The organism is Pseudomonas sp. G1002, assembly GCF_013385455.1.
GTDB lineage: Bacteria > Pseudomonadota > Gammaproteobacteria > Pseudomonadales > Pseudomonadaceae > Aquipseudomonas.
Genome location: NZ_JACAPY010000027.1, coordinates 191,095 through 210,400, shown reverse-complemented (window position 1 = coordinate 210,400; position 19,306 = coordinate 191,095). Strand labels below are relative to the sequence as shown.

The following is a 19,306-nucleotide window of genomic DNA, read 5'->3' as shown; positions in this document are numbered from 1 at the left end:
CCCGCTCCCACATTTGATTGGGTTTGCAAAACGGGTTTAGAAGTCGCCCCAGAGTTGTTGGGCTACGGCCAGCGCCACGACTGGCGCAGTTTCGGTACGCAGCACCCGTGGGCCCAGCCGTGCGGCATGAAAACCCGCACCTTGTGCCGTCTCGACTTCCCCATCAGTCAATCCACCCTCCGGCCCGATCAGGAAGGCCAGGCTCCCAGGCTTGGCGTGGCTCACCAGGGGCTCGGCCACCGGGTGCAGCACCAGCTTCAAATCCGCTTCGGCCTGTTTCAACCAATCCGCCAGCAACAGCGGTGGGTGAATCACCGGCACTCGCGAGCGACCGCACTGCTCGCACGCGCTGATCGCCACCTGGCGCCAGTGCTGCAGGCGTTTGTCGGCGCGTTCGTCCTTGAGGCGCACTTCGCAGCGGTCGCTGAAGATCGGGGTGATTTCATTCACCCCAAGCTCGGTGGCTTTCTGGATCGCCCAGTCCATCCGCTCGCCACGGGACAGGCCCTGGCCGAGGTGAATCTGCAACGGCGACTCGACCTGCCCGGCGAAGGTTTCGGTGACTTGCACCACCACGCGTTTTTTGCCGACTTCCAGCAAGCTGGCGCGAAACTCCTGGCCGGAACCGTCGAACAACTGCACGGGGTCGCCTTCGCTCATGCGCAATACGCGGCTGATGTAGTGCGCCTGGGCTTCCGGCAACTCGTGGTCGCCAAGGCTCAGGGGGGCGTCGACAAAAAAGCGGGACAGTCTCATTTCTGTTCTCTGGAAATAGTGTGCAGGGCGGACGCGGAGCGTCCATGGCTGCATTCCCACGCGGAGCGTGGGAACGATCAACTCAATCAGCCCGGATCACGAAACCCCGGGTGGAAATCCTTGGGCACCGCCACGCTGACCTTGCTGTTGGTGGCAATGTCGATCCCTTCGCTGGCCACTTCAGCCAGGAAGTCGATCTGCTCCGGGGTGATCACATACGGCGGCAGGAAGTACACCACGCTGCCCAACGGCCGCAGCAGAGCGCCTCGCTCCAGCGCATGCTCGAACACCTTCAGGCCACGGCGTTCCTGCCACGGGTAGGCGGTCTTGGTGGCCTTGTCCTGCACCATCTCGATGGCCAGCACCATGCCGGTCTGGCGCACTTCCGAGACGTGCGGGTGGTCCACCAGGTGCGCGGTGGCGGTCGCCATGCGCTGGGCCAGGGCCTTGTTGTTTTCGATGACGTTGTCTTCTTCGAAGATATCCAGGGTCGCCAGGGCCGCCGCACAGGCCAGCGGGTTACCGGTGTAGCTGTGGGAGTGCAGGAAGGCCCGCAGGGTCGGGTAGTCGTCGTAGAAGGCGTCGTACACATCGTCGGTGGTGACCACCGCGGCGAGCGGCAGGTAGCCGCCGGTCAGGGCCTTGGACAGGCACAGGAAGTCCGGGCGGATGCCGGCCTGTTCACAGGCGAACATCGTACCGGTGCGGCCAAAGCCCACGGCGATTTCGTCGTGGATCAGGTGCACGCCATAACGGTCGCAGGCTTCGCGCAGCAGCTTGAGGTACACCGGGTGGTACATGCGCATGCCGCCAGCGCCCTGGATCAGCGGCTCGACGATCACGGCGGCCACGGTGTCGTGGTTTTCGGCCAGGGTCTGCTCCATGGCCAGGAACATGTTCCGGGAATGTTCTTCCCAGCTCATGCCGTCGGGGCGCAGGTAGCAGTCGGGGCTCGGCACCTTGATGGTGTCCAGCAGCAGGGCTTTATAGGTCTCGGTGAACAGCGGCACATCGCCCACCGACATCGCGGCGATGGTTTCGCCGTGGTAGCTGTTGGTCAGGGTGACAAAGCGCTTTTTGTTCGGCAGGCCGCGGTTGAGCCAATAGTGAAAGCTCATCTTCAGCGCGACTTCGATGCACGACGAGCCGTTGTCGGCGTAGAAGCAGCGGGTCAGGCCTTCGGGGGTCATCTTCACCAGGCGCTCGGACAGCTCGATCACCGGCTGGTGGCTGAAGCCGGCGAGGATCACGTGTTCCAGCTGGTCGACCTGGTCCTTGATGCGCTGGTTGATGCGCGGGTTGGCGTGGCCAAACACGTTGACCCACCAGGAACTGACGGCGTCGAGGTAGCGTTTGCCTTCGAAGTCTTCCAGCCAGATGCCTTCACCGCGCTTGATCGGGATCAGCGGCAGTTGCTGGTGGTCTTTCATCTGGGTGCAGGGATGCCACAGCACCGCAAGGTCGCGTTGCATCCACTGGTTATTCAAACCCATGTTCATTCTCCTCGAAGCGGCTCGCGACGTGCGCGGGCGAAACAATCGCGCAAGCCTATGCAATGCAGGCCTGTGTCACAACCCATTGCGAGTCTGAAGCGTAAATTGGTGGTAAACGCAGGACAGTCCGTCACGTTTCTTCTGGATAGTCCTTAATCTCTTGTTAACTTACTCTGCATACGCTCTTGATCGTATTTCTCGATATTTCAAAGCGAAATTTTCCGCTTTAATTCGATAGGTAAATCGATAGTCTTGCCACAGCTCTTACGGGATTTGGGACATGCAACTACGTAATTCACCGGCCCGCTATGGCTGGGTCAGCATCGTTTTGCACTGGGGCGTGGCCCTGGTGGTGTTCGGTCTGTTCGCATTGGGCCTGTGGATGGTCGGTCTCGACTACTACAGTGCCTGGCGCAAAGACGCCCCGGACCTGCACAAGAGCATCGGCATTACGCTGTTCGCCATCATGCTCGTGCGGATCGTCTGGCGCCTGGTCAGCCCGCCGCCGCCACCGCTTGCCAGCTATAGCCGCATGACGCGTCTGGGGGCTGCGTTTGGCCACGCGTTCCTGTATCTCGGGCTGTTTGCCGTGATGATTGCCGGTTACCTGATTTCCACCGCAGACGGTGTCGGGATCCCGGTGTTTGGCTTGTTTGAGATTCCTGCGCTGGTTTCCGGGCTACCGGACCAGGCAGACACTGCAGGCGTGGTGCATTTGTACCTGGCCTGGGTATTGGTGGTGTTCGCCGGCCTGCATGGCGTGGCCGCGCTGAAACACCATTTCATTGATCGTGATGTGACCCTGGTTCGTATGCTGGGGCGCAAAGCCTGATGTTCAACCTCGACTCACAAGGAATAGAAAGCATGTTGAAAAAGACTCTCGCCGCTCTGGCCATCGGTTCTGCCCTGCTGACTGCCGGTCAGGCGATGGCAGCTGACTACGTTGTCGACAAGGAAGGCCAGCACGCCTTCGTTGACTTCAAGATCAGCCACTTGGGCTACAGCTTCATCACCGGTACCTTCAAGGACCTGGACGGCAAGTTCAGCTTCGATGCTGCCAAGCCTGAAGACAGCAAGATTGAGTTCAACGTCCGCACCGCCAGCGTGTTCACCAACCACGCCGAACGTGACAAGCACATCGCCAGCAAAGACTTCCTGGACGTTGGCAAGTTTGCCGATGCCAAGTTCGTCTCCACCAGCGTCAAGACCACTGGCAAGAATGCCGCTGGCCAAGTCACTGCTGACGTGACCGGCGACCTGACCTTTCACGGCGTGACCAAGCCGATCGTCGTCAAGGCGACCTTCCTGGGTGAAGGCAAGGATCCATGGGGCGGCTACCGTGCCGGCTTTGAAGGTACTACCTCCTTCAATCGCCAGGACTTCGGCAAGCAGATGGACCTGGGTCCAGCGTCCAACAACGTTGAGCTGTACGTGACGTTTGAAGGTGTGAAAGCGAAGTAATTTTCGCCGGCCACACAAAAATGCCCCGGATCTCGCGATCCGGGGCATTTTTTATGGCGCTTTGAAAACTCAGCGGTTGCGGGTCAGCAACGCCGGTTTTTCACCACGTGGACGGCCCGGCAGTTGATCCAACTGCTCAGGTGTCAGCGTGCGATCGCTTTTCGACTCTTTGTGGATGATCTTCGGTGCCGGGCCGCCGCGCGGGTTTTGCACCGCTGGCTCCGACAGACGAGGTTGATCATCACGCGCCGGGCGACGGTTGCGCGACTCTTCGCGACGGGCCTGGCCGTCACGCGGTGCACCGTTGCGCGGGCCGCTGCGCTTGGCAGGCGGGGTGCCGGTGGTGGCGCCGTTGCTGCTGCGCGGACCGTTCTGGCGACCTTGCGGCTGCCCGCCGGTACGCGGAGTACCTGCGCCTGCGCCCTGGGCTGGAGCGCCCGGACGACGACCACGGCCCTGGGCCGGCTTGGCCTGGGGCACGTAGTCAACGCGGTTACCGAAGTTGTCCACGTCGTCGTCCAGGAACTCGTCCGGAGCACGGTCGGCAGCAGCACGTGGCGGCTGGCTCGGCTGGCGCTGTTCGCGGGCCGGGGTGCCTTCACGGGGCTTTTGCTCACGGGCCGGGCGTTCGCCACGGCCATTGGTCGCAGCCTTGTCCTTGCCGCCCTTGTCCTTGCCCTTGTCTTTACGACCGCCACCACCGCCGCCGCCGTTCGGGCCATCGCCCTTCGGACCGCGTGGGTTGTTGCGCGGGTTGCGCACGTCCGGACGTTCGCGCACTTCAGGCTTCTCGGCCTCAACGGCGCTGGAGTCGAAGCCCATCAGGTCGCCGTCGGCGATTTTCTGCTTGGTCATGCGCTCGATGCTTTTCAGCAGCTTTTCTTCGTCCGGTGCGACCAGGGAAATGGCCTCGCCCGAACGACCGGCCCGGCCAGTACGGCCGATACGGTGCACGTAGTCTTCGTCGACGTTTGGCAGCTCGAAGTTGACCACGTGGGGCAGTTGGTCGATGTCCAGGCCGCGAGCGGCGATGTCGGTGGCGACCAGGATGCGCACTTCACCGGCCTTGAAGTCGGCCAGGGCTTTGGTGCGGGCGTTCTGGCTCTTGTTGCCGTGGATCGCGACGGCGGTGAGGCCGTGCTTGTCCAGGTACTCGGCCAGGCGGTTGGCGCCGTGCTTGGTGCGGGTGAACACCAGCACCTGTTCCCACGCGCCGGCGGTGATCAGGTGGGCCAGCAGCGAACGCTTGTGGGCGGCCGGCAGGCGGAATACGCGCTGCTCGATACGCTCGACCGTGGTGTTCGGCGGCGTGACTTCAATGCGCTCGGGGTTGTGCAACAACTTGCCCGCCAACGCGGTGATGTCGTTGGAGAACGTGGCCGAGAACAGCAGGTTCTGGCGTTTGGCCGGCAGGCGCGCGAGGACCTTTTTCACGTCATGGACAAAGCCCATGTCGAGCATGCGGTCGGCTTCGTCCAGCACGAGGATTTCCACGTGGGACAAATCGACGCTGCCTTGGCCGCACAGGTCGAGCAAGCGACCCGGGCATGCAACCAGTACGTCGACACCGCGGGACATGGCCTGAACCTGTGGGTTCATGCCGACGCCGCCGAAGATGCAGGCGCTGACGAACTTCAAGTCGCGGGCATACAGCTTGAAGCTGTCATGCACTTGGGCGGCGAGTTCGCGGGTAGGGGTCAGGACCAGTACGCGCGGTTGGCGCGGGCCATGACGCTGGGATTTGTCCGGGTGACCGTTGGGGAACAACCGCTCCAGGATCGGAAGGGCGAAGCCGCCGGTTTTACCAGTACCTGTCTGAGCCGCAACCATCAGGTCGCGGCCTTGCAACACGGCGGGAATGGCCCGCTGTTGCACCGGAGTAGGCTCGGTATAGCCCGCTGCCTCGATGGCGCGGACTAAAGCCTCGGAGAGACCGAGGGAAGCAAAGGACATGAGTAATCCTGTTTTAGTTAGGGCTTGGCCCAGAGGGATAGTCTTGCCTGGCGTGAATGGCGTTTAGATGAACGCAATCCCGTCCGGTCCTGCTGGGGCTGGCGGGCACTCAGACGGCTCGCGCGGGCTTGAAAGCTGCGCTGTAGCGGGGTCGGGTGCCTTTTGCAAGACCGAAGCGTCCGGGCGTAAGCCTGGCGGAAAGGCCGGAGTATAACAGAGCAATCACTCTGCGCTGCTTTCCTGCTGCTCAACGGTGCGTACGGGCAGGGCTGATGCGCTGGTTTGCGGGCTGCTGCCTGCATATTTGGCGCTCAAGGCCGCGTAGGCAGGCTCTTGCTTGAAGCGTTTGAGTTCGGCGGCGAAGCGTTGCACCAGCAAATCCATGCCGGCACCGCGGCGCACGGCCAGGAACTGTGGCTGGCTGCTGACTACCTGGGGTGCCTGGGTGACCTGGTCCTCAAGTCCAAGGGCCTTGAGTACATGCTGGCCAACCCGACGGTCCGTGATCACCAGGTCGATCCGGCCAAGGGCCAGTTTGCCGAAGTTGGCCTCATGGCTGGCGGCCGGCTCCTGCTTGAAGAGGGTGGACTCGCTGAATTCGGCGCCATAGAGGTAGCCTGGCGAGGTGCCGATGGTCAGGCCGCGCAGGTCGTCGAAGGTCTGGAACGGGTGTGGGCGCTGATTGGCGTAGAACAGCACGAACTCCACCTCGGACAGCGGCTCGCTGGGGTACAGCAGCACCGCGTCGCGTTCATGGCTATGGAAAATATCCAGTGCGCCGTCGGCCTGGCCCTGGTCGAGCATCGCCAGGCAGCGCTTCCAGGGCAGGAATTGCCAATCCACATCGATGCCCAGGCGCTGGAACACGATCACCGTGGTCTCGTAGTCGAGCCCGCGCATGGTGCCGTTGTCGTCGTAGACGTAAGGCGCCCAGGGCTCGGTGACAATGCGCAGTTTCTCGCCATGGGCACCGAGGCTCAGGCAAGCGAAAAGAACAGCAGTCAATAACCGGAAAGTGACAGGCATACCCTGAGATTACGACTGTATCGGGCTAAAGAGAAGCTCTGGCACAGTGATCTGCGGGCGCCCGCCAGGTTTACTTGCCCGGAGATTTGATCAGGTGTTCGTAGATCGCCTCGCGCCGCTCGCCGAGAATCAGCCGCACCACGGGATTGTCAAACCAGTGCTCCAGCAGATGGGCATCCACCGGTCGGCCCTGGCGCTCTTCCTGGTTTTGTCGGGCCTTGTCCCACCAAACCGGGCCACACGCCTGGTCGAACTCGTTTTCATGTTCATAGCAGCCGTAGAGGATTTCCCGGATGAACTGCTGTTGGTGCTTGGGCAGTGCCAGGGTGATCAGCTTGTACATCAAGCGTTGCAGACGAGGCGGGCGGGGCAGGTGGGCGGAAACCTGGCGCGTGTCATCCAGGGCCGTGGCGCTGGTGGGGTTTGCCCCATGCTTGGCGATCCACGCCTTGACCTTGGCCCGGAACAGCTGCTTGCGGCTCCAGTAGTGGTGGATCAGGTCCGGGCATTCGCGCACGTTGAGGGTGCGATAGGCGGCAATGGACAGGCAGAACTCTTCCAGGGTGTAGGCGCCCTGGGCATGGGGAAACAGTTCGTCCATCAACTCGATCGAGCGGTCGAGGATGTGCGCGTCCTGCTGCGTCAGGCCCATGACCCCTGAATTGAGGGTCATCATGTCATCGTCGGCCACGCCCATGTCCAGCAGGCGCTGGTACAGGGCGCTGTACAGAATGCTTTCGTGGTTGTCGCCGTATTTGGTGTAGAAGGCGTTGCACAGCAGGGTGCCCGGCTGCACGCGTTCAAACAGCGCCAGGGGCGAATGGTGGAAAAACGTGTCGGTGTCGATCAGCAGCGCCACTTCGGATTCTTGCAACACTTGTCGCAGCACTACGTGCTTGGTGCGAAAGTGGTAGCCGTGAGGCTCGCTCCAGCGTTTGCGCGTGGCTTCGTCCAGCGGGCGTACCCGTACTGGCAGCAGGCGGTAGGGCTCGGGGTTGTCGGTGAAGACCTGGATGTCGATGCCTGTGTCCGGCTCGTCCCGCAGGAACGACAGGGCGCTGGCGATGCTGAATACCGCTTCCTGATGGTAAGTCTCTGCGCCGAACACCAGGTAGACCAGTTGCGGGCGGGACGTCGGGGCGGATGTATTCATGGACTGCAGAATTCCGTGGGCGTTTAGAACGGCAAAGGCCCTCATTATGAGGGCCTTTGCATTTCGGAACAGACCTTAGCGTGGCAGCTTCAGGTTGTTCCAGACAGCGAGGCTTGGCTCAGCCTGGTTCAGGGTATAGAAGTGCAACCCTGGCGCGCCACCTTGCAACAATTGTTCACACATTTCGCTGATGACCTGTTCGCCGAACGCCTGGATGCTCTTGACGTCGTCGCCGTAGGCTTCCAGTTGTTTACGAATCCAGCGTGGGATTTCCGCGCCGCAGGCGTCAGAGAAGCGCGCCAGTTTGCTGTAGTTGGTGATCGGCATGATGCCCGGCACGATCGGGATGTTCACGCCCATCGCTTGTACACGCTCAACGAAGTAGAAGTAGCTCTCTGCGTTGAAGAAGTACTGGGTGATCGCGCTGTTGGCGCCGGCGTTGGCCTTGCGCACGAAATTCTGCAGATCGTCTTCGAAATTGCGCGCCTGGGGGTGCATCTCCGGATAAGCGGCCACTTCGATGTGGAAGTGATCGCCGGTTTCTTCGCGAATGAAGCTCACCAGGTCATTGGCGTAGCGCAGCTCGCCGCTGGCCATGCCCATGCCGGACGGCAGGTCACCGCGCAGGGCGACGATGCGCTTGATGCCGGCTTGCTTGTATTGGGTCAGCAGGCTGCGCAGGTCGGCCTTGCTGTCGCCCACGCAGGACAAATGCGGAGCTGCAGGTACTTTGACTTGGCTTTCCAGCTGCAGCACGGTGTTGATCGTGCGATCGCGGGTGGAGCCACCGGCACCGTAGGTGCAGGAGAAGAAATCGGGGTGGTAGCTGGCCAACTGCTTGGCAGTTGCCATCAGTTTTTCATGCCCAGCATCGGTCTTGGTCGGGAAGAACTCGAAGCTGTAGCGACGGTCTTGGGACATGGTCATACCTATGGAAACTCATAAAGCCAGAAGGTGCACACCGTCAATGTGGGAGCGGGCTTGCTCGCGAAGGCGGTATGTCAGTAGTAGATAAGTCGACTGACACACCGCCTTCGCGAGCAAGCCCGCTCCCACAAAAGCCTGCCCCCACATGGGGAGCAGGCAGCAGGCAAATCAGTAGCGGTAAGCGTGCGGCTTGAACGGGCCTTCGACCGTCACGCCGATGTAGTCGGCCTGGGTCTTGGTCAGTTGAGTCACTACGCCGCCGAAGCCGCGGACCATTTCCAGGGCCACTTCTTCGTCGAGTTTCTTCGGCAGTACTTCCACGGTCAGGCGCTCGGCTTTCTGGGCGGGCGACAGGTCGGCGTATTTCTGGCCGAACAGGAAGATCTGCGCCAGTACCTGGTTGGCGAACGAGCCATCCATGATGCGGCTTGGGTGGCCAGTGGCGTTGCCCAGGTTGACCAGACGGCCTTCGGCCAGCAGGATCAGGTAGTCATCGTTCTGCGGGTCGAAATCGCCAGCACCGGTACGGTGAACCTTGTGTACCTGTGGCTTCACTTCTTCCCATGCCCAGTTCTTGCGCATGAAAGCGGTGTCGATTTCGTTGTCGAAGTGACCGATGTTGCACACCACGGCGCGCTTTTTCAGGGCCTTGAGCATGTTCGAGTCGCACACGTTCACGTTGCCGGTGGTGGTCACGATCAGGTCGATCTTGCCCAGCAGAGCCTTGTCGATGCTGGCTTCGGTGCCGTCGTTCTGGCCGTTGATGAACGGCGAAACCACTTCGAAACCGTCCATGCAGGCTTGCATGGCGCAGATCGGGTCGACTTCGGAGACTTTAACGATCATGCCTTCCTGACGCAGGGACTGGGACGAACCCTTGCCCACGTCACCGTAGCCGATCACCAGCGCTTGCTTGCCGGACAACAGGTGGTCGGTGCCGCGCTTGATCGCATCGTTCAGGCTGTGACGGCAGCCGTACTTGTTGTCGTTCTTGCTCTTGGTCACCGAGTCGTTGACGTTGATGGCCGGGATTTTCAGCTCGCCCTTGGCCAGCATGTCCAGCAGGCGGTGTACGCCGGTGGTGGTTTCTTCGGTCACGCCGTGGACGCGGTCGAGGATCTGCGGGTACTTCTTGTGCAGCAGTTCGGTCAGGTCGCCGCCGTCGTCGAGGATCATGTTGGCATCCCATGGCTTGCCATCCTTGAGGATGGTTTGCTCCAGGCACCACTCGTACTCTTCTTCGGTTTCGCCTTTCCAGGCGAACACGGCGATACCGGCAGCAGCGATAGCGGCAGCGGCCTGGTCTTGAGTCGAGAAAATGTTGCAGGACGACCAGCGTACTTCGGCACCCAGGGCAACCAGGGTTTCGATCAGCACGGCAGTCTGAATGGTCATGTGGATGCAGCCGAGAATCTTCGCGCCCTTGAGCGGCTGCTCAGCGGCGTACTTGCGACGCAGGCCCATCAGGGCTGGCATTTCGGATTCGGCGATAAAGGTTTCGCGACGGCCCCAGGCAGCGAGGGACATGTCGGCGACTTTGTAGTCGGTAAAACCTGCAGGCGTGATTACAGCGCTCATGAAGAGCCTCCATTCGTAGTGTGCGAATGGGCGCCGTTGTGCGTTTAGTATCCAGCTGGCTAACCAGGCCGGACAACGCCCCATCCGAGCCTGACAGGTCGAGCCTGCTGCAGCGCCCCTCGGACAGGTGGCGGGAGAACGGTATCAATCGAAGATGACCGTTTTGAAGCGGAGGCGATTATAGCCGCCTGCGCCTGACTTCTAAAGCCTTTCTGTCGGCGGCATGAAGATCGCTCATGGGGTTGATAGGCAATGGCTCATAGAGCTTGGGCCCGGCCTCTGCCATGATGTTGCCCATCATTTCGCAACACGCTTTGGAGTGAACATGAACTTCCACACTCGCAAATGGGTAAAACCCGAAGACCTCAACCCCAACGGCACCCTGTTCGGTGGCAGCCTGCTGCGCTGGATCGACGAAGAAGCGGCCATCTACGCGATTGTCCAGTTGGGCAACCAGCGGGTGGTGACCAAGTACATCTCCGAAATCAACTTCGTCAGCGCCTCGCGCCAGGGCGACATCATCGAACTGGGCATCACCGCCACCGAGTTCGGTCGCACCTCCATCACCCTGACCTGTGAAGTGCGCAACAAGATCACGCGCAAGAGCATTCTGACGGTGGAAAAAATGGTCTTCGTGAACCTGGGTGAAGACGGTCTGCCGGCGCCCCACGGCCGTACCGAGATCAAGTACGTGAAGGATCAGTTCCAGTCGGAAGGCCTCGGCGAGTAATCCTGCGCAGGGCCAGTGAACGCTCTTGATCAACCATAGGTCGTACCTGAACATCGCCCCCCGTTCAGGTATCACCATGGCCACGCAAGAAGACGGCAAGACCCCCAATCTGTCGCAGGAAGAGCAGCACGACGTCGACAAGAACCAGCCGCCTCGCGCGGCGGTTCTGCATGAAATCATCCGCACTCAAGGCGATCAGGAACTGGAGCGCAACGTCGCCGCGTTGTGGTGGTCGGCGCTGGCCGCCGGCCTGACCATGGGCCTGTCACTGATGGGCATGGGCTTGCTCAACTCGCGCCTGCCGGATGGCGAAGAGTTCAAGGTGATCGCCAGTTTTGGTTACTGCGCCGGCTTTCTTGCCGTGATCCTCGCCCGTCAGCAGTTATTCACCGAAAACACCCTGACCGCGGTGTTGCCGGTGATGAGCAAACCCACGCTGAAGAATTTCGCACGCCTGCTGCGTTTATGGGCCGTGGTGCTGGTGGGCAACCTGTGCGGCACCTTGCTGGTGGCGTACGTGATGCTGCACTTGCCGATCTTTGACACCAAGACCGACCTGGCCTTCCTGGAAATCGGGCGCAAGGTCATGGAAAACGACGCCTACCAGATGTTCGCCAAGGGCATCGTGTCGGGCTGGATGATCGCCACCATGGTGTGGATGATCCCCTCCATGGAAAGCGCCAAAATCTGGATCATCATCCTGATCACCTACCTGATGGCACTGGGAGACTTCACCCACATCGTGGTGGGCTCGGCGGAAGTGTCGTACCTGGTATTCGCCGGCGAGCTGCCGTGGAAAGACTTCTGGCTGGTGTTCGCCGGGCCGACGCTGGCGGGCAATATCATCGGCGGCAGCTTTATCTTTGCGCTGATCAGCCATGCGCAGATTCGCAGCGAAAGCAGCCTGCCGGGCAAAGCCGCTGCGGACCCGAGGCATCCGCAGCAGATCAACAAGGAACCGTAAGCCGATTCGTCATAAATGAATGGCAAAGTCGCGGCGCGGCTTTTCATTCATCAAGAAGGATCTTTATGCGGGCTTCCCCTCTTTTCCCATGGCGCAGGCTATTGGGGCTGCTGCTGGTATCAGGTGTGTTGGGTTCTGCGCAGGCCACGGATGATGGTGCAGACCACTCCGTGACCGTCGAGAAAATGGCTCAGTCATTCGTGATCAACGCCGACGGCAGTTATGTGCAGGACTACGAGTCAGTGGTGCGCATCAACGAAGAGCGTGGCATTCGGTCCCAGGCGCAGCAGCCGGTGAGCTACAACCGTTCCCTGGATACGCTTGAGATTGTCGAGGCGTTCACCCACAAGCCTGACGGGCGCAAAGTGCCGGTGAGTGCCGAGCAGATCAAGGAGCAGCAGGAGCGGGCTTCCGCCGACGCACCGATGTTCCAGGACTCCCGGGTCAAGGTGGTGATATTCCCCGAGGTGGCGGTGGGTGATCGCTTGATCCTGCGTTTTCAACGAGTGCGCAAGACCCCGTTGTTCCCCGGCGAATTTATTGACTTCGCAACGCCAAGCCGTAATCCGATGGAGCAGTTCAGCCTGACCTACGATCTGCCGGTGGATAAGCCGCTGTACGTCGATGCCAAAGGCTTCAGTGCATCTACGCCGGCGGCGGCGCCCGGGCGCAAGGTGTATCGCTGGGATTACGTGCCGGCTGAAAAGTCCCGTCCCGAGCAAGGCGCGGTGGCGTACGTGGATTACGGCCAGCGTCTGGCGGTCTCGACGTTCCCCAGCTATCAGGCATTGGCCAAAGCCTACGATGCCCGGGCCACCGTCGAAGTGACCCCGGCGATCAGCACGCTGGCCAAGCAACTCACGGTCGACTTGCCAACACCTCGGGCCAAGGCTTTGGTATTGAGTAACTGGGTACGCCGGAACATCCGGTATGTGGCGGTGTACATCGATGCCGGCGGGGTGGTTCCCCACGCTGCGCAGTCGGTGCTGGACAACCGCTATGGTGACTGCAAGGACCATGTGGCCCTGCTTGAAGCGTTGCTCAAGGCCGTCGCCATTGAAAGCTCCCCGGCGCTGATCAGCTACGGCAGTGCCTACACCTTGCCCAAGGTTGCGGCGGTCAGCCCGATCAACCACGCAATCACCTATATCCCTGGCCTGGACCTGTACCTGGATTCAACCGCGACTGGCACGGCCGCCGGTTACCTGCCCAACCTCGACCTGGATAAACCGGTGTTGTTGACGCGTACCGGCGAGATCGGCCGCACGCCGGCGACTCAGCCGGGCAAAGAGTTCAGTGAGCTGGTATTCAAGGTGGACGCCAGTGGCGCTGCAGACTTCACCCAGGCTAAGCGCCTGGACGGTTGGCGCGCGGAGTTTGCCCGGACCTCGATTAAGTCGATGAAACCGGCGGACCGTGACTTGATGATCCAGAAAATCCTGCACGGTTATGGCCAGGCAGGCAGCGGCACGCTGCAAACCGACCCCTTGGACAGCGACGCCCCAAGCTTCAATGCCGTGATGGTGGGGCGCACGGATAACCTGGTGAATGTGCCGGGCCCGATAGGTGTGCCGGCGCTGAGTAGCCTGGGCGGAGGGATTGCCCAGAACGTATCTGCCCTTGCTGTGGAAAAAGAGCGGGCGCAGGCCTTCATCTGCATTTCTGGAGAGAGCACTGAGACGGCCCGGTTCGAGTTTCCCAAGGCCCTCAATATTCTGGCGGTGCCCAAGGCGGTTTCGTTCAAGGGCGCTGGCTTCGAGTACAGCGCCACCTATTCCCGGGAGGGCAACACCGTACTGATTTCACGCACGGCCAGGTTTGCCCACCCGGAAGCGGTTTGCAGCGCCGAGCTCTTCGCGCAGATGAAGCCGGTGATCCAGGCTATGGTCAATGACCTGAAAAGCCAGATCATCGTGCAAACGCTTTGACTGTGAGCTTCAGTGGTGAGCCTCGGGAACAGGCTCATCCTTGGTCACATGCTTGACCAGCTTGCCGATGCTCAAGCCCTGTAACAGGATCGAAGACAGCACCACGATGTAGGTGATACTCAGCAGCAAGTCACGCTCCGGGCCCAGTGGCAGGGCCAGGGCCAGTGCCACGGAAACCCCGCCGCGCAAGCCACCCCAGGTGAGGATGCGGATGGTGCCGCGGGGCACCGTGCGCCAGCGGCGCAGCAGCAGGATCGCCGGGGCCACCGTCAGCAGGCGTGACAACAGGATTGCCACGGCCAGCAAACTGGCGGCCAACACGTGCAGCCAGTTGAACGGCAACAGCAGCAGTTCCATGCCGATCAGCGCAAACAGCAGGGCGTTGAGCATGTCATCGAGCAGTTCCCAGAAACCGTCCAGGTAGCGCCGGGTCATGTCGTTCATCGCCAGCTTGCGGCCGAGGTTGCCGATGATCAGGCCCGCCACCACCATCGCAATCGGTGCCGAGACGTGCAGTTCAGTGGCCATCGCCGAGCCGCCGATCACCAGGGCCAGGGTCAGCATCACTTCGATCTGATACTGCTCGATGCTCTTGATCATCAGGTACACGATGTAGCCGATCAGCCCGCCGAACACCACGCCGCCAATCGCCTCATGGGCAAACAGCATGGCCGTGGCGCCGACCGTAGGCGTCTCGCCCAGTTGCGCGATGCCCAGCAACACGGTGAACACCACCACCGCCGTGCCGTCGTTGAACAGCGATTCGCCGACGATGGTGGTTTTCAGTGGTTTCGACGCATTGGCGGTCCGCAGCACACCGAGCACGGCGATCGGGTCGGTGGGGGAAATCAGCGCGCCGAACAGCAGGCAGTACAGGAAACTCACGTGCCAGCCGAACAGGGCAAAGATGTAGAAGGCCAGGCTGCCGATCACCACCGTGGCAATCAATACGCCGAAGGTGGCAAGCAGGCCGATGGGCCAGCGGTAGCTGCGCAGGTCGCTCAGGTTGACGTGCAAGGCGCCGGCGAACAGCAGGAACGAGAGCATCCAGTTCATCAGCAGGTCGCCGAAGTCGATCTGGCCGATCAACTGCTGGATGCGCTCTTCAAGGCCGGGGTAGCCGATAAAGCTCAAGCCTTGCAGCAGCAGGGAAAACATCAGTGCCGTGACCATCACACCGATGGTGGGCGGCAGGCCGATGAAGCGGTAGTTCACATAGGTGAGCAGGGTGGTGAGGCAAATAAACGCAGCGACAAGTTCAAGCATCCGGGGTCCTTGGATGGAGGAGTGAGTAGAGATCATATGTGGGAGCTGTCGAGCCCCAGCGAGGCTGCGATGGCATCACCTGGGTGAGGCTGCAAGACCGCAGCGCCTGTATCGCAGCCTCGCTAAAGCTCGACAGCTCCCACACAGAACACATTTATCAGTTGGCTACGTTGACCGCAGCAGGGCGACGACGTTGCAGGTCGATGAACAAAAGTGCCGCCACCACCATCCCGCCGATCCAGGCACCGAGCGGCCGGTGAGGTTCTCCTTCGGTAATCGCGACGCTCTGATCAGGCATACGCAGGCCGACGCCCGGATCGGCGAAGATCGGGCAGCGGCAAAAAATTATTGGTCCAGGTCTTTGCGCAACTGAGTGCGGCGTGGTCGGCTTTAGTATAAACAGGTGCTGAAATATGGCGAATCAATTCCGCTTTTTATGACTGGGGAGTCACCGTGATTGCAACAGCTCTGGTACTGGTAGCGGCGTTGTTGCATGCGACGTGGAATACCTTGATCAAATTCAGCGGCGAGCGCCTGTTGGTCATCGCGTGCATGGACACGGTGGCGTTGCTGTTTGTGGTGCTGGCGGTGGGGTTTGTATCGTTTCCGCCACTGGAAATCTGGCCGTGGATCATCGCCTCGGCGTTGTTTGAATTGCTCTACCGCTACCTGCTGATCCAGGCCTATCGCGTGGGTGACCTGGGCCTGGTGTACCCATTGATGCGCGGCTTGTCGCCTTTGGTGGTGCTGGCGCTGACGCTGGTGTTTGCCGGTGAGGTGCTCAGTACCCAGCAGATTCTCGGCATTCTGCTGATTCCGTTCGGCATGCTGTGCCTGTTATGGCAGGGCGGCGGTGGCGACCGGTTGCCCTGGTCGATGCTGCCGGTGGTGGCGTTGATCGGCCTGTGTATCGGTTGCTACACCTTCCTCGATGGCCAGGCATTGCGCCGTTGGTCACACCCGCTGGACTACCTGGTGTGGCTGACGCTGATAAGCGCATGGCCGTTTCCGTTGCTGGCGGTGCTGCGCAAGCGGGTGGCGTTCGGGCTGTTCTGGCGCACGCAGTGGCGGCTGGGGCTGAGTGTCGGGTTGTGCGTGTTGTTGAGCTACGCTCTGGTGCTTTGGGCCATGCAGTTGGGCTCGATTGCCGAAGCCGCCGCGCTGCGCGAAGTCAGTGTGATCCTGGTGGTGCTGTTCGGCATGCGTTACCTGAAAGAACCTTTCGGCCGCCCACGGCTCATAGCCTGTGGGTTGGTGCTGATCGGCATGTTCGTGATGAAACTCTAACCGTCGGATAAAACTAAAAAAGGAATGGGTTATGACAGTCGCTTTCTGGTGTGTGTTGATCGCAATTTTTCTGCCGTACCTGTGCACGGGCGTGGCCAAGTTCAGCGGCGGCAAGTTCGGGCCCCGGCAGAACCATGACCCGCGGGCGTTCCTCGACACCCTCGAGGGGTTTGCCAAGCGCGCCCACAGTGCGCAACTCAACAGCTTCGAAGTGACCCCGGCCTTTGCGGCCGCGGTGATCATTGCCCATCTGGCTGGCGTTGCGTCGCTGGTGACGATCAACGTATTGGCGGTGCTGTTTATTACCAGCCGGTTGCTCTACATCATCTGCTACCTGGCGGACTGGGCGATGCTGCGGTCGGTGGTGTGGGCGGTGGGGATGGCGTTGATTGCGAGCTTCTTCTTCGTCTCGATCTGAAGCCTGACACTGTTCTAGTGTGGGAGCGGGCTTGCTCGCGAATGCGGTGGATCAGTCGATACATCCGGTGACTGACACACCGCATTCGCGAGCAAGCCCGCTCCCATACAAGCCCGCTCTCACATAGACCGTGGTGTTCTTCAGGTGCCTGTCGGCACATCCGGCACTTTTGGCAACGCTGCGCCTTTGGGCCACAGCATCCAGATCTGGCCCTGCTGCTTCATGTTGCCCGCCAACTCACCAGCGGCATCACCGGTTCCCCAGAACAGGTCGGCCCGCACTTCGCCGGTAATTGCACCACCGGTATCCTGCGCAGCCACCGGGCGGGCAATCGGCGCACCATCCGGTCGGGTAGTCGACAGCCATAACAGGCTGCCCAGTGGAATCACCTTGCGATCCACCGCAACGCTATACCCCGCAGTCAGCGGCACGTTCAGCGAGCCACGCGGGCCTTCGTTGCTGTCGGGGCGGGCACTGAAGAACACGTAGCTGGGGTTGCTTGCCAGCAATTCAGGAATACGCTGCGGATGCGCCTTGGCCCAGGCCGCGATGGCGCCCATGGTCACGTCTTCTTTTTTCAGCTCGCCCTGCTCCACCAGCCAGCGGCCGATGGGGCGGTACGGGTAACCGTTCTGGTCACCGTAACCCACCCGCAATTGGCGGCCGTCGGCCAGTTGGATACGACCTGAACCCTGGATCTGCAGGAATTGCAGGTCCATCGGGTTGGTCAGCCAGGCGATGGGCTTGGCGGTGGAGCCTTGGTGGTTGATGGTGCTGGCGTCGTCATAGGGTTTGAGTACCCGGCCTTCCAGGCGACCGCGCAGGCGCTTGCCCTTGAGCTCCGGGTAGATGCTTTCCAGGTTGACGATGATCAGGTCATCCGGCACGCCGAACACCGGTACATGGGCGGTGGCGGTTTCGGTGAGGCTGCCGGGGTAAACCGGTTCGTAGTAGCCGGTGATCAGGCCGTTGGGGCTGTTGTCGGCCGAGCGCAGGCCGTAGACGTCGAGGTTGGCCTTGAGGAAGTCACGAATCGCCACTGCGGTCGACGGCACGGTGGCCGATGCCGCGCACGTCGCGCCCCATACCGGGTCAGCCTTGAGGCGTTGACAGGCACTGCGCCAGGATTCGAAGCCGGCTTGCAGGTCGCTGTCCGACACGGCCGGCAGGTTTTCCCAGGTGGCGCCGACGTAGGTAGCAATGGCGTGGGGCTTGGCTTTTTCGTCCTTGCCGGTGTCGCAACCGGCCAGCAGCGCGATCATTGGCAGGGCCCACACGAGGCGGCGCCAAGGCTTAAAACGGGTATTCATACACAAAATTCCTGAAGCGATTGCTCGTATCGGCTGGCGTTCGAGCAACCCTTATTATTAATAGGGGTATTGGTCTTTGCGGGCGGGGCGAGGATACTGGCCGCCGTTTCCCGTGACCTTGAGCCATCATGACTTTTAAAAGACTGACCGTTGTATTGCTGGCCTGCCTGACACTGTCCGCCTGCGGCGGGGTTGATCCGAATTCGCCCCTTGGCCAGCGCAAGGCCATTTTCAAGCAGATGCTCAAGACCGGCGAAGACCTGGGCGGCATGTTGCGTGGGCGCATTCCATTCGACGGCGGCAAATTTGCCGAAGGCGCGGTCAAGCTTGATGCGTTGTCCCACGAACCGTGGAAACATTTCCCGAGCGTGCGTGAAGAAGACCACACCAGCGCCAAGGACGACGTGTGGCAGCAGCAGGCACGTTTCCAGGAAATGGCTCGAAACCTTGAAACGGCCACCGGTGAATTGGTGATCGCCAGCCAGGTCCAGCCCTACAAGGCCAGCAACCTCGGGCCGGCGGTGCAGAAAGTCGAAGATGCCTGCACCGCGTGCCATAAACAGTTCCGCGATCACTGAGGCCGTCTTACTTGTCCAGTTCGTCCAGGGCTTCCTGCAAGTCCTTGCGTGACTGGGCCAGCTTGTCCTTGCGCTTGTTGATCTTGTCGGAGTCACCCTTCTTCATGGCCTTGTCGAGGTCAGCCTGACGGCGGCTGACTTCGTGCTTGGCGTCGAGCACCTTGTTTTCCCGCTCCTTTTTCAAGGAGGCATCGGTGCAGTTGACGGTGACTTCACTCAAGGCTTTTTCCAGGCCGGCTTGTTGCTCACTGTTGCCGTGGGCCTTGGCTTGTTCGATCTGGGTGCTGATGGACTCGCGCTTGGCGGCGCAGCCTGTGAGTGGCGCAGCTTCCTCGGCTGCCAGCAATGGCGCGGACATAAGGGTAGCGACGGTCAACAGGGCAAAAGGTGCAAGAAATTTCATAAAGGCTCCAAGGCAAATAAGGTCGCAATCAGGTGGGCAGGATGAATTCTGCCGGCACCGGTTAATGCCGTCGGG

At 61.0% G+C, this 19,306-nt stretch carries 19 protein-coding genes and 1 riboswitch; of the genes, 8 read left to right on the top strand and 11 right to left on the bottom strand.

Annotated features, from left to right (window positions below; translation table 11 throughout):
• Positions 1-36: 36 nt before the first annotated feature.
• Together HX801_RS15175 and HX801_RS15170 are read right to left on the bottom strand one after the other, a co-directional pair.
• Positions 37-756 carry a 16S rRNA (uracil(1498)-N(3))-methyltransferase gene (locus tag HX801_RS15175; protein WP_087693231.1) on the bottom strand — a complete coding sequence of 240 codons (720 nt, stop codon included), beginning with the start codon at positions 754-756 and terminating at the stop codon, positions 37-39.
• Between the two features lie 86 nt (positions 757-842).
• Complete coding sequence (locus HX801_RS15170) at positions 843-2,249, bottom strand: adenosylmethionine--8-amino-7-oxononanoate transaminase (RefSeq protein WP_003216840.1); 1,407 nt, start codon at positions 2,247-2,249, stop codon at positions 843-845.
• A 280-nt stretch (positions 2,250-2,529) separates the two neighbouring features.
• Here HX801_RS15170 and HX801_RS15165 point away from each other — a divergent pair, with 280 nt between their 5' ends.
• Both HX801_RS15165 and HX801_RS15160 read left to right on the top strand, forming a co-directional pair.
• Entirely contained in the window at positions 2,530-3,081 is a 552-nt protein-coding gene (locus HX801_RS15165) for a cytochrome b (protein WP_003216842.1), read from the top strand.
• Between the two features lie 32 nt (positions 3,082-3,113).
• Positions 3,114-3,710, top strand: a complete 597-nt coding sequence (locus HX801_RS15160) for a YceI family protein (RefSeq protein WP_003216844.1) — start codon at positions 3,114-3,116, stop codon at positions 3,708-3,710.
• A 69-nt stretch (positions 3,711-3,779) separates the two neighbouring features.
• Here the strand turns inward: HX801_RS15160 and HX801_RS15155 are convergent, their stop codons facing one another.
• From HX801_RS15155 to ahcY, 5 genes are all read right to left on the bottom strand, one after another.
• A complete protein-coding gene (locus tag HX801_RS15155) occupies positions 3,780-5,663 on the bottom strand; it encodes a DEAD/DEAH box helicase (RefSeq protein ID WP_003216846.1) in 1,884 nt (627 codons plus the stop codon).
• A 222-nt stretch (positions 5,664-5,885) separates the two neighbouring features.
• Positions 5,886-6,689 (bottom strand): ABC transporter substrate-binding protein, encoded by an 804-nt coding sequence (locus HX801_RS15150; protein WP_023659310.1) that lies wholly within the window; start codon positions 6,687-6,689, stop codon positions 5,886-5,888.
• A 70-nt stretch (positions 6,690-6,759) separates the two neighbouring features.
• Positions 6,760-7,842: a hypothetical protein gene (locus tag HX801_RS15145; RefSeq protein ID WP_177022318.1), complete on the bottom strand. Its 1,083-nt coding sequence runs from the start codon at positions 7,840-7,842 to the stop codon at positions 6,760-6,762.
• A 75-nt stretch (positions 7,843-7,917) separates the two neighbouring features.
• The gene (gene metF, locus HX801_RS15140; RefSeq protein ID WP_008434100.1) at positions 7,918-8,763 is read right to left on the bottom strand and encodes a methylenetetrahydrofolate reductase [NAD(P)H]; all 846 of its coding nucleotides are present in this window, start codon (positions 8,761-8,763) and stop codon (positions 7,918-7,920) included.
• 174 nt (positions 8,764-8,937) lie between these two features.
• Entirely contained in the window at positions 8,938-10,347 is a 1,410-nt protein-coding gene (gene ahcY / locus HX801_RS15135; RefSeq protein WP_003216850.1) for an adenosylhomocysteinase, read from the bottom strand.
• Between the two features lie 21 nt (positions 10,348-10,368).
• A riboswitch (S-adenosyl-L-homocysteine riboswitch) is annotated at positions 10,369-10,474 on the bottom strand.
• Between the two features lie 198 nt (positions 10,475-10,672).
• Here ahcY and HX801_RS15130 point away from each other — a divergent pair.
• From HX801_RS15130 to HX801_RS15120, 3 genes are all read left to right on the top strand, one after another.
• Positions 10,673-11,077 (top strand): acyl-CoA thioesterase, encoded by a 405-nt coding sequence (locus HX801_RS15130; protein ID WP_003216852.1) that lies wholly within the window; start codon positions 10,673-10,675, stop codon positions 11,075-11,077.
• 76 nt (positions 11,078-11,153) lie between these two features.
• Positions 11,154-12,041 (top strand): formate/nitrite transporter family protein, encoded by an 888-nt coding sequence (locus HX801_RS15125; protein WP_177022317.1) that lies wholly within the window; start codon positions 11,154-11,156, stop codon positions 12,039-12,041.
• 65 nt (positions 12,042-12,106) lie between these two features.
• The gene (locus HX801_RS15120) at positions 12,107-13,969 is read left to right on the top strand and encodes a DUF3857 domain-containing transglutaminase family protein (RefSeq protein ID WP_177020230.1); all 1,863 of its coding nucleotides are present in this window, start codon (positions 12,107-12,109) and stop codon (positions 13,967-13,969) included.
• Positions 13,970-13,978: 9 nt separating this feature from the next.
• Here the strand turns inward: HX801_RS15120 and HX801_RS15115 are convergent, their stop codons facing one another.
• Complete coding sequence (locus HX801_RS15115) at positions 13,979-15,235, bottom strand: sodium:proton antiporter (protein ID WP_017476479.1); 1,257 nt, start codon at positions 15,233-15,235, stop codon at positions 13,979-13,981.
• Between the two features lie 157 nt (positions 15,236-15,392).
• Complete coding sequence (locus HX801_RS15110; RefSeq protein WP_177022316.1) at positions 15,393-15,533, bottom strand: hypothetical protein; 141 nt, start codon at positions 15,531-15,533, stop codon at positions 15,393-15,395.
• Between the two features lie 155 nt (positions 15,534-15,688).
• Here HX801_RS15110 and HX801_RS15105 point away from each other — a divergent pair, with 155 nt between their 5' ends.
• Together HX801_RS15105 and HX801_RS15100 are read left to right on the top strand one after the other, a co-directional pair.
• Positions 15,689-16,522 carry an EamA family transporter gene (locus HX801_RS15105; protein WP_177022315.1) on the top strand — a complete coding sequence of 278 codons (834 nt, stop codon included), beginning with the start codon at positions 15,689-15,691 and terminating at the stop codon, positions 16,520-16,522.
• Between the two features lie 31 nt (positions 16,523-16,553).
• The gene (locus tag HX801_RS15100) at positions 16,554-16,940 is read left to right on the top strand and encodes an MAPEG family protein (protein ID WP_003216858.1); all 387 of its coding nucleotides are present in this window, start codon (positions 16,554-16,556) and stop codon (positions 16,938-16,940) included.
• 140 nt (positions 16,941-17,080) lie between these two features.
• Here HX801_RS15100 and HX801_RS15095 read toward each other — a convergent pair whose 3' ends face one another.
• Positions 17,081-18,250, bottom strand: coding sequence for a murein transglycosylase A (locus tag HX801_RS15095; protein ID WP_102370082.1), 1,170 nt, complete (start codon positions 18,248-18,250; stop codon positions 17,081-17,083).
• 128 nt (positions 18,251-18,378) lie between these two features.
• Between HX801_RS15095 and HX801_RS15090 the strand changes: the two genes are divergently transcribed.
• Positions 18,379-18,828: a cytochrome c gene (locus HX801_RS15090; protein ID WP_008434083.1), complete on the top strand. Its 450-nt coding sequence runs from the start codon at positions 18,379-18,381 to the stop codon at positions 18,826-18,828.
• Between the two features lie 7 nt (positions 18,829-18,835).
• On the opposite strand, the gene HX801_RS15085 is transcribed toward HX801_RS15090, so the two are convergent.
• A complete protein-coding gene (locus tag HX801_RS15085) occupies positions 18,836-19,231 on the bottom strand; it encodes a DUF1090 domain-containing protein (protein ID WP_177022314.1) in 396 nt (131 codons plus the stop codon).
• Between the last annotated feature and the right edge of the window lie 75 nt (positions 19,232-19,306).

Excerpts from the sequence above, each read along its gene's own strand:
- HX801_RS15175 (WP_087693231.1), bottom strand. The coding sequence starts at position 756 with ATGAGACTGTCCCGCTTTTTTGTCGACGCCCCCCTGAGCCTTGGCGAC.
- HX801_RS15170 (WP_003216840.1), bottom strand. The coding sequence starts at position 2,249 with ATGGGTTTGAATAACCAGTGGATGCAACGCGACCTTGCGGTGCTGTGG.
- HX801_RS15165 (WP_003216842.1), top strand. The coding sequence starts at position 2,530 with ATGCAACTACGTAATTCACCGGCCCGCTATGGCTGGGTCAGCATCGTT.
- HX801_RS15160 (WP_003216844.1), top strand. The coding sequence starts at position 3,114 with ATGTTGAAAAAGACTCTCGCCGCTCTGGCCATCGGTTCTGCCCTGCTG.
- HX801_RS15155 (WP_003216846.1), bottom strand. The coding sequence starts at position 5,663 with ATGTCCTTTGCTTCCCTCGGTCTCTCCGAGGCTTTAGTCCGCGCCATC.
- HX801_RS15150 (WP_023659310.1), bottom strand. The coding sequence starts at position 6,689 with ATGCCTGTCACTTTCCGGTTATTGACTGCTGTTCTTTTCGCTTGCCTG.
- HX801_RS15145 (WP_177022318.1), bottom strand. The coding sequence starts at position 7,842 with ATGAATACATCCGCCCCGACGTCCCGCCCGCAACTGGTCTACCTGGTG.
- metF (WP_008434100.1), bottom strand. The coding sequence starts at position 8,763 with ATGTCCCAAGACCGTCGCTACAGCTTCGAGTTCTTCCCGACCAAGACC.
- ahcY (WP_003216850.1), bottom strand. The coding sequence starts at position 10,347 with ATGAGCGCTGTAATCACGCCTGCAGGTTTTACCGACTACAAAGTCGCC.
- HX801_RS15130 (WP_003216852.1), top strand. The coding sequence starts at position 10,673 with ATGAACTTCCACACTCGCAAATGGGTAAAACCCGAAGACCTCAACCCC.
- HX801_RS15125 (WP_177022317.1), top strand. The coding sequence starts at position 11,154 with ATGGCCACGCAAGAAGACGGCAAGACCCCCAATCTGTCGCAGGAAGAG.
- HX801_RS15120 (WP_177020230.1), top strand. The coding sequence starts at position 12,107 with ATGCGGGCTTCCCCTCTTTTCCCATGGCGCAGGCTATTGGGGCTGCTG.
- HX801_RS15115 (WP_017476479.1), bottom strand. The coding sequence starts at position 15,235 with ATGCTTGAACTTGTCGCTGCGTTTATTTGCCTCACCACCCTGCTCACC.
- HX801_RS15110 (WP_177022316.1), bottom strand. The coding sequence starts at position 15,533 with ATGCCTGATCAGAGCGTCGCGATTACCGAAGGAGAACCTCACCGGCCG.
- HX801_RS15100 (WP_003216858.1), top strand. The coding sequence starts at position 16,554 with ATGACAGTCGCTTTCTGGTGTGTGTTGATCGCAATTTTTCTGCCGTAC.
- HX801_RS15095 (WP_102370082.1), bottom strand. The coding sequence starts at position 18,250 with ATGAATACCCGTTTTAAGCCTTGGCGCCGCCTCGTGTGGGCCCTGCCA.
- HX801_RS15090 (WP_008434083.1), top strand. The coding sequence starts at position 18,379 with ATGACTTTTAAAAGACTGACCGTTGTATTGCTGGCCTGCCTGACACTG.
- HX801_RS15085 (WP_177022314.1), bottom strand. The coding sequence starts at position 19,231 with ATGAAATTTCTTGCACCTTTTGCCCTGTTGACCGTCGCTACCCTTATG.